The organism is Mesorhizobium sp. M5C.F.Cr.IN.023.01.1.1 (genome assembly GCF_003997585.1).
GTDB classification, from domain to species: Bacteria; Pseudomonadota; Alphaproteobacteria; order Rhizobiales; family Rhizobiaceae; genus Mesorhizobium; species Mesorhizobium wenxiniae.
Genome location: NZ_RZSU01000013.1, coordinates 40615 through 53044, shown reverse-complemented (window position 1 = coordinate 53044; position 12430 = coordinate 40615). Strand labels below are relative to the sequence as shown.

The following is a 12430-nucleotide window of genomic DNA, read 5'->3' as shown; positions in this document are numbered from 1 at the left end:
GCAGCCTTTGTCGTTTCGCCAGCCGCTTCAATTCCAAAACCTTCGTCGGCGGCCGTCGACACCATAGATGCACCCACCCAATTGGGAATGCTGTGGACGGCTGTGGCGTGCCCCTTGACGGCGCTCGGGTCGCTCATTATCTTCACTTACAACACGTGAGGATAGTGAATGCGGCACGAAGTTCTGAAATTGATGGAGGGGCGCAAAGTGCTGTCAGGCGGCATCTCGGGGCGGAAACTGCTGACGGCGTTGATCGCCGTGACGCCGCCCGCATCGGTCCCGACTGCCGCCTTCCTCGACTTCGCGGGCATAGCAGTGGCCACAAGCTCCTTCCTGCGCGAGTCGGTGATCGGCTTTCGCGATTACGCTCGCCTATCCCTCGTCAACGTCTACCCGGTGGCCGCAAACCTGGAGGCTGCGGTTCTTGAGGAACTCGAATTCTTTCTGCGCACCCGAAATGACGTGTTCTGGGTCTGTGACCTCGGTCCAGCCGCACGGGTGAGCGGCGCCAAGCTGGTCGGCGAACTTGATCCCGCGCAACGCGCTACCTTCGATGCCGTTCGCGAGCTTGGCGTGGTCACCGCGCCCGAACTCGCCGCGCGATACCGCGATCAAAGCATCGGCCCGACTGCCTGGAACAACCGCCTTTCCGGCCTCGCCGCGAAGGGGCTGCTGGTCGAGCGGCGGACTGGCAAAACCAAGTCGTTCAGCCCTCTTCTGGAGATTGCCTGATGGGTCTCGACTACATCCGCGCCCAGACGGGCAAGCCTTGGAAAAAGCGCTGGAATGGCGGTCTCGACCGCCTGAAGCAGCCGACGTTGCTCGACCTCACGATGTCGGAGGCGGCCCAAACCGTGACGGTGGAGCTTCAGCCCGGCACGTCTCTGCGGGCGGGGGACACCCTGATTGTCGAACGCGGCCCGACGGGTGTCACCGTCAGCGACGGTCTTCGCCCGATCGGTCGCGTTTCCAGGCCCTCCGCTGATCTGGCGTCCGCCCTCGCTACGGGAGGCGGCTATGCCGAGGGGACGGCGCAGCGCATCGGCCTGTTTGGCGATACGGCGGAGGTGAGCATCCGATGAACCAGCGCCCACCGAACGAGCCGTCGCGCCACTTTCCGCAGCCGCAGCGCCTGTGGGACGATGATACCCGTCACGCCCCGTCCCTTGGCTGCCCGACCTGTCTCGAGTTCGGTCGCTGCGGAGGCGTCCACACCGACGCCGGAGTCCTCGATTGTCGTGATCTGTGCACATGCCGCGACAAGAGCCGGTGCGATATGGTCTGCCGTTTTAATCCGCGCCTATTTCTCGCCCGAATGCGGGAGGTCGGCGGGCTCTCGTTCGACACCGCGCCGCGCGTGCCTTCGCGCGGCGTTCCCGAGCTGCCTCGGCTCGTTCCGTTCGTCGATCATCGTTATGGTCGTGCGGCGACGCTGAACGAGCCGGTCGTTGCACTGTCGCTCTACGAGGTCGTTAATATGGCGACCGGCCAGCTGCATGTCACCTCCCGGCAGGAGCTTGCGGCGCGCTTCCTGATCCCGGTCGACGCAACGATTGTCCTCAGCGGCGTCGACAAGGACGGCCCCATCGAGCGCTGGTGGGAGCTTCCGAACCGCCCCGAGATCTTTGCCGAACTCGCGCGACTTGGCGTCGCGCTGGTCACCGCGCCGAACTACAGTGTGCTCCTGGACGTCCCGCGGACGGACAATCTCTACGCCATGAAGCGCATCCTGCTTGCGTGGACGGAGGTGGCAGCCGCCGGCCTCCGCGCCGCGCTTCATGTCAACGCCCGCACCGACCACGACTACCATCGGTGGGCCGACCTCATAGCGAAGCGACCCGAGATCGAGACTCTCGCCTTCGAGTTCGCGACCGGCGGTGGGCGCGGCGAACGCATCGATTGGCATGTCGATCAGCTTTGCAAGCTCACCGACCAGGTCAGTCGTCCGCTTACGCTCGTGATCCGCGGCGGAGGCCGGAAAGCGCCGCAGCTTCGGCGCCATTTCGCCTCCGTCACCTTGATCGACACCGAGGCTTTCGCGCGTGCGATCCGCCGCAGGCGCGCGATGCTAACGGAATCCGGCCGGCTAAAATGGGCATCGTCGCCGACGCCGAAGGGCGCCCCGATCGACGACCTTTTTGCCCATAACGTCGAGATCGTGCGCCTGGCGCATGAACTCGGCGTCGAGCCAGCGCCCCGCCTACGTCTGGTCGCCGCGCCCAGGCGCGCACCTGACCGTAATGATCAGCCCATCCAGTCTGGCCTTTTGGGCGACCTCGAAGTGTCCGCTGAGGCTGGGGGCATCGCCCCAGAGCCGCAGCGCGTGATCGCCGCTGCGAAAGCGTAGCTCGGCCCAGTCATGTGCCAGCGCCCTGAACACCTGTCCGATGCCGTAGCCGCGTCCGCTGGCGCGCCCATGGCGCGACGCGCCATCCGAGACGGCGACCCGCAGCGCTTCGCCGGAGTCGCCGATCTGCGCGAACTCCGGGTTTTGTCGCAGGCTTGTCAGGACACCGACGCCGGCATCGGCGACCACGAACTCGAACATGCCGTTCACGGCGGCATACGCGACCAGGCCCGTTTCCGGCCGGCCGCTGTGCTGGTAGACGTTTTCCTGCAGTTCGCCGAGCGCGCCCAGCAAGCCGCTAACGAGACCGCGCGCCAGTCCCGAAGCCAACGCCGCGTTCTCCGCGTGGCTCATCCACTGCTCCCAGGGGCCGTCGTCTCCAGCCGGATCGAGCCGCGCCAATGGAAAGACGCCGGCGATGTCGCGCGCTCCACCACCGCTGACGCGACCGGCCGAGAAGCCTCGCAGAACTTGGTTGAAGAAGGGCGGGGTAACGGCGATCGATGCGTAAGCGGTTGGCGCCGTGTGTGCGGCGAGCGCCAGTTCTACCAGGGGCCCGATCTGACCCGAGCGTCCGAGGGTAAGCGCGCCGCGACTCGGCAGTCGGCCGGCCTCGGCCTGCCAGAGAAGATCGTCGACGACATCGAAGGTCGCCGCGAGCGCGCCCGACCTCTTGTCGCTCAACGTCGCCCCCGCCGCTGGTCGCGCAGTTCTTTCACCAGCGTGGACAGGCAACGTAAAGTACAACTCGATTGCGGTCGATACCAAACCGTTGATCCGTACAACGAAACCAGACTGCCCGCAGATGGCAATCCGCGCATTGTCGATCTGCCCTCATTTCAAACATCTGATTTTCGGGGATAATCTCTTGCGTCTCGAAAGCGTCACCCTGTCCGGCTTCCGCTGCTTCGGCCCCCAGCCGATGACCATGGCCGTTGCGCCAGACATCACCGCTGTCATCGGCCCGAACGCCGCCGGCAAGACCGCTTTGCTTCATGGGCTGTCCAAGCTCTTCGGCGTGACGCGGGCGCAAAGGACTGTGCAGCGTTCGGACTTTCATGTCGCTGCGGACGCCGATCCGGACGACCGCTCGCCGAAGGCGCTGTTCATCGATGTCCTGGTCGTCTTGCCGGAACTCGCCGACGACACCGCAACCCCCGAGACCGTCGCGCCCTCGTTCCGGCACATGCTGCTCACGCGCAAGAACCAGCCGCCTGTCTGCCGGTTGCGGCTGGAGGCGCGCTGGGAGGACGACGGCACCGTGGAGGGGGAAGTCTCGCAGGAGCTGTACTGGGTCGATTCCCTCGAGCCTGACGCGTCCGCTGACAAGAAGAAAGCGGTCTCGCCGTCGGATCGCGGCCTGATCCAGCTCTATTACACGCCGGCCAGCCGCGATGCAGCAGCGCAGGTGCGGTCGACAGCAGGCGCGCTGGCCGCGCGGCTGCTGAGGGCGATCGAATGGTCGGAGGTGGCGCAAGGTGCGGTCGAAGCGGCCAGCAAGGGCTTGACGGACGCTTTCGAGGGCGAAGCGGCGATCGCAGCTATCGGCAAGGCGTTGCAAGCCCGGTGGACAACGCTGCACGACGACAAGGTCGACACGCGGCCCCGCCTCAGCCTGGTCAGCCGCCGCTTCGAGGAGGTGATCAACAAGATCGCCGTCATCTTCGAGCAGGGCCCGGACGGACGTGAGCGCGGTCTTGACGCGCTGAGCGATGGCCAGCAATCGCTGTTCTACTTCGCCTTGGCCGCCGCCGTGTTCGACATGGAACGGCAGGTGGTTTCCGGCAAGGTCGCGGGCTTTCACAAGGACCAATTGCATATCCCCGCCCTCTCGATCTTCGCGCTCGAAGAGCCGGAGAACCATCTTTCACCCTTCTTCCTCTCGCGCGTCGTCCGGCAGGTCCGGTCCCTCACCACGGAAGGACGCGCACAGGCCGTCGTCACCAGCCATTCTCCTGCCGTGCTGAGCCGTGTGGAGCCGCAGGAAGTGCGCTACTGCCGCTGTCACCCCACGGCGCGGATATCATCCATAAAGCCGATCAAGCTGCCGCCTGATGCGACCGAAGCAGCGAAATTCGTCCGCGGCGCCTTGCTCGCCTATCCCGAACTCTACTTTGCCCGTTTCGTGCTGCTGGTCGAAGGCGATTCGGAACGGATCGTGCTGCCGCGGCTCGCCGAGGCGCTTGATCTCCTGATCGACCCGGCCTTTGTCGCCATCGTTCCGCTCGGGGGGCGCCACGTCCAGTATTTCTGGCGGCTGCTCTCCGATCTCGAGATCCCCTACGCCACGCTGCTCGACCTCGACGTCGGTCGTGAGGGCGGCGGCTTTGGGCGCGTGAAGACCGCGATCGAGAATTTGATCGCGATTGGCAAGCCGAAGACGGAGCTGCTCGAAACGGACAAAGGCCACCTCTCCGGTGCGGAATTCGCCCAGATGCACGCGTGGACGGACGTCGCGTATCTTCCCGGTTGGGCGAGCTTCCTGAAGCAATACGGCGTCTTCTTTTCCGAGCCTCTCGACCTCGACCTGATGATGCTAAAGGCGTTCCCTGAGGCCTATGCCGCGACGATCCCGGCTGGAGGCGGCCCGCGCTCGACGCTGGAAAAGGCCGCCGAAACGGTGTTGGGCACATCCGACCCAGGTCTCAAACAGTACATCGGCCCTTACGACAAGGGAGCAGATCTCCTGCCCGCCTACCGCTACCATTTCTTGACACGAAGCAAGCCGGCCACCCATCTGGCCGCGCTCGCGCACATCGCCCATAAGGACCTCGAGGCGAAGATGCCGCCGATCCTGGCCGAGGTGCTTGGGCATGTGGCCAAGTCTCTGCGGCGGGACTGATCATGACCGTACTCGCCCGCCGCGTAAGTCCTGACGATTGGCGCCCGATCGGCGTCGACGAGCTGGAGCCGAACGCGATGCTCGTCGTCCGCTCCGACGACAACCGCTCGGTGATCGCCGGACCCGGCGCCGGAAAGACGGAGCTGCTGGCGCAACGCGCCGCTTACCTCCTGCAGACGGGTGGCGCGCCTGCACCCCAGCGGATCCTTGCGATCAGCTACAAGCGTGACGCCGCGACGAACCTCGCCGCACGGGTGCGCACGCGGTGTCATCGCAGCCACGCCGCGCGGCTCGACTCTCTTACGTTCGACGCATTTTCAAAAGGCCTGGTTGACCGCTTCGGACAAATCCTCCCGGAGCGTTGGCGGCCGCGGCCCGACTACGAGATCATGTGGACCAGTGACACGCTGTTTCGCAGTTTCCTCTTCCAGGAGGTGGGTGCGCCGCCGGCGAACATCGGCCGCGTCGCCGACGTGCAGGCGATCACCGTCAAGGCCTTTGAACGCCAACTCCTGTTTGGTTCGCCCCTGCCAGTCGACGGATGGCCCAATCCAACGGTCGGCCAGTGGGCAGCTGAGCGGTTCTGGCAAGGCACGCTGCACGGCGGGCGCAAGAGCCGACTGTCCTTTGCCATGATCGGTCGCCTTGCCGAATTGCTGTTGCGCCTCAATCCCATGGCCCGCGAGGCGCTGCGGCTGACTTATTCGCATCTCTTCATGGACGAGTTCCAGGACACGACTCAGGTCCAGTACGACCTGGTCAAGACGATCTTCCTCGGCTCTGACGCCATCATCACCGCTGTAGGCGACAACAAGCAACAGATTATGCGCTGGGCGATGGCGATGGATCATCCCTTCGTGGCGTTCGACGCGGACTTTCGCGCCGTGCGCACGTCACTCCACAACAACTATCGCTCGTCGCCCGAACTCGTTCGGATCCAGCACGTCCTGGCGCAGGCTCTCGATCGCGGTGCAATCAAGCCAGTCTCCAAGGCCAATGCCACGATCACCGGCGACAGCTGCGTCATCTGGGACTTCCCCACGCCGGACATCGAGGCGGCGCGTCTCGCCACCTTCATCGCCTCGGAGATGAAGGCTCACAGCTTGGGCCCGCGCGACTTCGTCCTGCTCGTCCGTCAGCGAGCGGACCGGTACGCCGCCGTGCTGGAGCCTGCGTTTCGCGCGGCGGGGCTGGCCTTGCGCAACGAGGCCAGCACGGTGGGCGCCGTCACCTTGCAGGAGCTCCTTCCCGACGAGGTTTCGACGCTGCTGGTTAGCGTCTTGCGTCTCGCCATGACGGTACGTGCCGGCCGGCACTGGACCGACTGCCAGGAAGCGATTGGTGCGCTGCGTGGGACCGCCCCCGACGATGACGTCGCGCAGGCGCGCTTCGCCGCTGAACTCGATCAATTCGCCGTCGACCTTCGCAAGCGCCATCCGTCTCCTCCAAGCGGCACTGCGGCGGCGGCAGCACTCACTGCCGAAATCGTCGATTTCATCGGCCGCGCGCGGTTACTGGCAGCACATCCGGCCTATGCGCAGGGCGGTTGGCTCGACAAAGTCATCGAGGCCGCGACGCTTCACTTAAACGCCTCATCACAGGCGGCAAAAAGCTGGACCGACGCGCTTGACGCCTACGAAGGTATCCATGCCGTCCCGTTGATGACGATCCACAAGAGCAAGGGGCTCGAGTATCATACTGTTATCTTCGTAGGTCTCGACGACGGCGCTTGGCGTCGCAGCTTCGAAGAGGATAGGGCGGAGGCAACTGCCGGCTTCTTCGTCGCGTTCACGCGTGCCAAGCAGCGGGTAATCTTTACCTACTGTGCCCAGCGCGGGGAGCGTCGGGCAATCGCGACGCTGTACCAGCTGCTGCTCGACGCCGGCGTGAAGATCGTCGAGGTCAAATGACGGTGCTCGCATATGATGTGCGTCGGTGCGACGACGGAAACGTCGTCGCCGGCCTCTTCGGCGAGACATCCGAAGCTGCTGCGAAACAATGCCAGGATTCCTTTTGCCAACCTTTTCGATCCGATGACTCGCGATGACTCGTTCTACCGGTAGTAAACGAGCGACTAAGCGGCCAAAACCTTCGGCCGCAACCGAAATCTGGCCGCCGATGCCCGATGGTCGGCTTACCTGCTACACGCTGTTGTGGCAGCTCGAACTGTGGCTTCGCGAAATCGTGTACGTGGAACTCAAGGCGCGCCACGGCGGCGCGTGGTTGAACTACATTGTTGTCCAATCCGGCAGGCGCTCGCACCAAGCCGCCAAGCGCTCTCAGCAGGCCGGCGTGCGTTCGCAGCAGGCCGACGGGCGCCTCACGCACATGCCGACAAGGGAACGCAATCCTCTGAGCTACATCACCTTCGACACGTTGCTGAAGACGATCACCAAACATTGGCGGTTTTTCGCGCCGTACCTTCCGGTTCAGTCGATTTGGAAAGCGCGCATGGAAGAGGTCAGCCAGATCCGCAACCGCGTGGCGCACTTCCGCAATGGCCACCCGGGCGATCTTCAGCGGGTTGCTCAGCTGCTCGACGACATCGACAAGGGGGTATGGACTTTTGTTACATCGTACAACGACGGCCAGCCCATTTACCCGCCGCGACGCGATCCGGTGGCGAAGCAGTTCATCGGACTTGACCCGTTTCCTTGGTCGGCGGTCGGAGACAACGGGATCGCCCGCATCGGCATCGCTCCTCCGATATGCGCCTTGGCGTCACCGTGGAGGCCCTCCGTCGGCCCTGGCATCGCGCCAAGCTCGCTGGCCGGATCGCCGGCAAATACGGCTATCTCTATGACGTTCGCATCCATGCGCGTCAGGGGCGGGCATTCGACTACCGCCGGTTTCTCGACAGCACGAAGCGCGACCATGACCTTTGCTGCCACATACTGCTGGATGCAACGAGCGGTATTCGATTGACGGTTCCGGCGGTCAATGGTGCGACGGCGATTGTGCAGGCATTGACCCGCTTCATCGCCGCGGCAGAACGCGCGCTCCTTCCCTCAGCCTCACCCGCTGGAGGAAGCGTTGCCGCAATCGTCAGCGCGTGGCCCGAATACGTGCTGGGTCCCGAGAATCCGTTGGCCTTTCTTGGTCCGGACATGCCGTGCCGGATGACCGGCGGCCAGACAATTGGATGACGGCGTTGAATTTCTGCGCGGCGCACGGCGGCCCACGGTCACGGCGTGTCCGATCGGCAGATGATCTCGGTCGGAACAGTCAGCATTGTTGAGCCATGGTCCTGGTCGTCAGTAGCGGAACCTAAGCAAGCTTCCGCTCGGTCCATCTCAGTCAAACGGAGGCGATCCGAAAGGACCAGACGATGGTTTTCTCATTCAATTGCGCGACGGACGGACATAACGGCCGCTTCGACATCCGTTTTACTGTCCCCTAGCTGTTCAAGGACGGCTGCTCCCAGGAGAAGGCTGGACTCCGTTGCTTCGGGCATCACGGTTGTCGCGCCCTTCTCCAACAATTCTTGTACATGCGCATGGTGACGCGCCCGTACCACCACCGGGAGATCCGGCAGTTTGCGTCTCAGCGCCATAAGAACCGACTTGGCGGCTTTAGGATCGTCCAGTGTAATAACCATAGCCTTCGCGCTACCGATTTTTGCCGCAGCAACCATTTCCTCCAGCGAAGCATCGCCATAAAACACGGGCCGGCCTTCTTTCCGGGACTGCTCGACGTTTTTGCTATCGAGGTCGATTGCAACCCATCTGTGTCCACGCTCATCCAGCAACTTGCCGACCATCTGGCCGACCCGCCCAAACCCCGCGATCACGACATGGCCCGAGTCAGCTTCGATCTCTGCCTGGAGCTGAGGTCTGCCGGGCAGCCCTCGGCGCTCAAGCGCGTTCTGGGCCGCTCGACCGGCCCGGCCGAGAAGCGGCGTAGCCGCCATGCTGACGGCGACGGCGGCAAGCAGGAACTGACCAGTCCCTACCGAGAGCGCCGCAGTGCCCATGGCGAGGCTGAACAACACAAAAGCGAACTCGCCGCCTTGAGCAAGGTGTAGGCCAGCGCTTGCAGCAAGTGGCGGCGGCAGTCCGAAGGCCCGGCATAGACCGAAAAGCAGCAGCGCCTTCACGGCAACGAGCGCGATCACGGCCAACAGGATCCAGTGGATCTGAGGCAAGACGACCCGAAGGTCCACCAGCATCCCGACCGAGATGAAAAACAGGCCGAGCAGGATACCTCTGACCGGCCGAATGTCTGCTTCGATCTGGTGGCGATACTCTGTGCCGGCGAGCATGAGACCCGCAAGGAAGGCGCCTAACGCCATTGACAGTCCCGCCTGCGCGGTGCCCAAAGCGGTGCCGAGTATCACCAGCATGGTAGCGGCAACGAAAAGTTCCGCGTTACTCGTTCCGGCAATGACGCGATAAAGCGGACGCAGCAGTAGGCGACCGGTGGCAAGCAGGACGATCAGGGCGACGGTTGCCTTGATGCCCGCCTGGGTGAGTGTCCAACCCAGTTCTTCGGGCTTCTGGCCCAGCGCCGTCACAATGGCCAGACCAGGGACCAGCGCAAGATCCTGAAGGAGCAGAACAGAAAGAACGACGCGTCCGAGATGACTGGACAACTCACCGCGTTCCGACAGCAGGCGCAACACGAAAGCCGTCGATGAGAGAGCGAGCGCGCCACCGATAATCGCAGCTTGCCCTATGGTTCCCCCCAACGCGACTATCCCCGCTCCAATAACAGCTCCCGTGACGGCCACCTGTGCCACGCCCAGTCCGAAAACATATCGCGCCATGGTACGAAGGCGGTCCAGTGACAGCTCAAGGCCGATGGCAAACAGCATGAACACTATGCCGAGCTCGGCAAGCCGATGGGTCCCTTCCACCTCTCCGACCAGCCGAAAACCGTATGGCCCGATAACAAGACCAGCGATCAGGTAGCCGATGACCGCATCAACGCCGAGCCTGCGCACCAGCGGCACGACCACGATAGAAGCCAAAAGGAAGACAACCGCGTCGCGCAGGATAGAATATTCGTAAGTAACGCTTTCGGGCATAGTGCGTCGGCTCCTACGGCGAAACTTCGTCAGGCAACGGCCACGATCGAACGCATCCAGGATTATCACGCGGTTTCTGGCGCCGGAACTGGCCGTCCGCCTGCCACGGCTGTCCTACCGCGTTGCCGCCGGATGGACGACATGGCAGATGGCGGCTGGTGACCCGTTTTGACGTTGCCCGACGCACTCGCTACGCGGTTGAACGCCGGCTCCGTGTCGCATCTCGGCCATTGCGCCGACTACAAAGCCACGCAAACCACCGCTCAATAGACCCCTTCGCCCGGTACCATGCTGTATCGAATGCAGTGCCGTCTCCCGCCTATTCCACCTTGGTTTTCGTTGCCGACTCGGGATGCGCTCATCACGGCGCAGCCGCAATGATTAGAGTCCCACTCGCTTTGCGAACGATGGCCAGCGCATTCTCCAGATTTCCTATTCCAGCCGGCTTACCGGTGGCCTCGGCGAATTCGATTGCTGCGCCCACCTTCGGGCCCATCGACCCGGCGGCAAAATCTGATGCTGAAATGTCATTGCAACTCACGATCTCTAACCTGCGTGCCGCAGGCGTGCCAAATTTCGTATAGACCCCATCGACGTCAGTCAGGAGCAACAGCATGTCAGCTCCGAGCTGGCGAGCCAGAAGCGAGCTGGCGAAGTCCTTATCGACGACTGCTTCGACACCGATCAGGCTTCCATCTTCGCGCTCCACGACGGGAATGCCGCCGCCGCCCGCGCAGATGACGATGACCTCCCGCGCAATGAGAAACGAGATTATCTCCGACTCCATGATCTCGCGCGGTTTCGGTGAGGCGACAACGCGGCGCCATTTGCCACTATCCTTGGCTATCTGCCAGCCGCGCTCCTCAGCGAGCCGCTCTGCAACAGGAGCCTCATAGGAAGGGCCGATTGGCTTGGTCGGATGCGAGAACGCCGCGTCCCGCACATCGACTTTCACTTGCGTCAGCAACGTAGCGACCTTGCGGTCCCTGAGCGCGTTGCCGAGTTCCTGCTGGATGACGTAACCGATCATGCCAGCGCTTTCCGCGTCGAGAACGTCTAGGGGATCACCTGCGCCCGACACAGCGGATTGGAGGGCGAGCAGGCCAACCTGCGGCCCGTTGCCGTGCGTGATCACCAACGCATGTCCGGCAGCAACAAGTTCGGTCAGCGCCAGCGCAGCGCGTCGGATATTGGCGCGCTGGACTTCCGCCGTCATTGGTTCGCCGCGGCGTAGCAGCGCGTTTCCGCCGAGAGCGGCGACGATCAGCATGTCAGCGTCCGATCGTGGCGACGAGGAGCGCCTTGATCGTGTGCATACGGTTCTCGGCTTGGTCGAAGACGATCGATGCGGGCGACTCGAATACCTCGTCGGTGACCTCCATGCAGCAAGCAATGCATAAATTTGGCGTGAGGATTGCCTGTTGCGGTCATGACCTCGCTGGTCACTCGGTACGGGGTGAGTAAACGGATACGTTCGGCCCAGTGGGTTTCATCCTCGCCCATCGACAGCCAAACATCGGTGTAAATGAAGTCGGCATCCTGAACACAGCTCGTCACATCCTCATCGAGTCTGAACCGGCCTCCACTCTGGCCCGCGAGGTCCTTAATGTGAGCGCAGAAATTTTCGTCCGGCCAGAGTTCTCGCGGCGAGGCGATGCGCATGTCCATCCCGACCTTTGCCGCGCCAAGCGCCAGCGACTGGGCGACGTTGTCGCGGCCTTCACCAACGAAAGTGACGGCGATGTCCGACAGATGCTTGTGCGTGAATTCGCGCATCGTCATGAAATCGGCGAGGTTTTGGGTCGGGTGCGCCTCCTCGGTGAGACCATTGTAGACAGGCACGCCGGCGTGGGCCGCTAGGATCTCGGCTTGATGTTGGGAAAAACCGCGATACTCGATCGCGTCATACATGCGCCCCAGCACGCGTGCGGTATCCTTCATCGACTCCTTGTGGCCGATATGGCTGCCGCCTGGGCCGAAATACGTCACATGTGCGCCTTGGTCTTAGGCAGCTACTTCGAAGCCTGTGCGCGTCCGGGTCGAGTCCTTTTCGAAAATGAGAGCGATGTTCCTGCGGGTCAGGCGTGGTTCTTCATAACCGCCAAGCTTGGCCGCCTTCAGATCGGCGGCGAGGCGCAGAAGGAAGCGGATTTCCTCGGCGGATAGATCGTCGAGGCTCAGCACTGAACGGCCATGCAGGTTAGTCGGCATCGCT

Annotated in this window: 9 protein-coding genes and 1 pseudogene; 7 read left to right on the top strand and 3 right to left on the bottom strand. The window is 63.2% G+C overall.

Annotated features, from left to right (window positions below; genetic code table 11):
- Positions 1-168 precede the first annotated feature (168 nt).
- From EOA78_RS07940 to EOA78_RS07910, 7 genes are all read left to right on the top strand, one after another.
- Positions 169-732 (top strand): hypothetical protein, encoded by a 564-nt coding sequence (locus EOA78_RS07940; protein ID WP_245477428.1) that lies wholly within the window; start codon positions 169-171, stop codon positions 730-732.
- On the top strand, positions 732-1082 hold the full coding sequence (locus tag EOA78_RS07935) for a hypothetical protein (protein WP_127314641.1): 351 nt from the start codon (positions 732-734) through the stop codon (positions 1080-1082). The genes EOA78_RS07940 and EOA78_RS07935 overlap by 1 nt, the downstream gene beginning before the upstream one ends.
- On the top strand, positions 1079-2347 hold the full coding sequence (locus EOA78_RS07930; RefSeq protein ID WP_245477427.1) for a DUF4417 domain-containing protein: 1269 nt from the start codon (positions 1079-1081) through the stop codon (positions 2345-2347). The genes EOA78_RS07935 and EOA78_RS07930 overlap by 4 nt, the downstream gene beginning before the upstream one ends.
- Positions 2348-3215: 868 nt before the next feature.
- Positions 3216-5189, top strand: a complete 1974-nt coding sequence (locus EOA78_RS07925) for an AAA family ATPase (protein ID WP_127314640.1) — start codon at positions 3216-3218, stop codon at positions 5187-5189.
- Between the two features lie 2 nt (positions 5190-5191).
- A complete protein-coding gene (locus EOA78_RS07920; RefSeq protein WP_127314639.1) occupies positions 5192-7099 on the top strand; it encodes an ATP-dependent helicase in 1908 nt (635 codons plus the stop codon).
- A gap of 208 nt (positions 7100-7307) precedes the next feature.
- On the top strand, positions 7308-8114 hold the full coding sequence (locus EOA78_RS07915) for a hypothetical protein (RefSeq protein ID WP_128239195.1): 807 nt from the start codon (positions 7308-7310) through the stop codon (positions 8112-8114).
- Complete coding sequence (locus tag EOA78_RS07910) at positions 8111-8335, top strand: hypothetical protein (protein ID WP_127314637.1); 225 nt, start codon at positions 8111-8113, stop codon at positions 8333-8335. Before EOA78_RS07915 ends, EOA78_RS07910 begins: the two co-directional genes overlap by 4 nt.
- Positions 8336-8526: 191 nt before the next feature.
- On the opposite strand, the gene EOA78_RS07905 is transcribed toward EOA78_RS07910, so the two are convergent.
- The 3 genes and pseudogenes from EOA78_RS07905 to argF form a co-directional block, all read right to left on the bottom strand.
- A complete protein-coding gene (locus tag EOA78_RS07905; protein ID WP_127314636.1) occupies positions 8527-10215 on the bottom strand; it encodes a monovalent cation:proton antiporter-2 (CPA2) family protein in 1689 nt (562 codons plus the stop codon).
- A 361-nt stretch (positions 10216-10576) separates the two neighbouring features.
- On the bottom strand, positions 10577-11485 hold the full coding sequence (gene arcC / locus EOA78_RS07900; protein ID WP_127314635.1) for a carbamate kinase: 909 nt from the start codon (positions 11483-11485) through the stop codon (positions 10577-10579).
- 1 nt (position 11486) lies between these two features.
- A pseudogene (gene argF / locus EOA78_RS07895) lies at positions 11487-12426 on the bottom strand (ornithine carbamoyltransferase).
- Positions 12427-12430 lie beyond the last annotated feature (4 nt).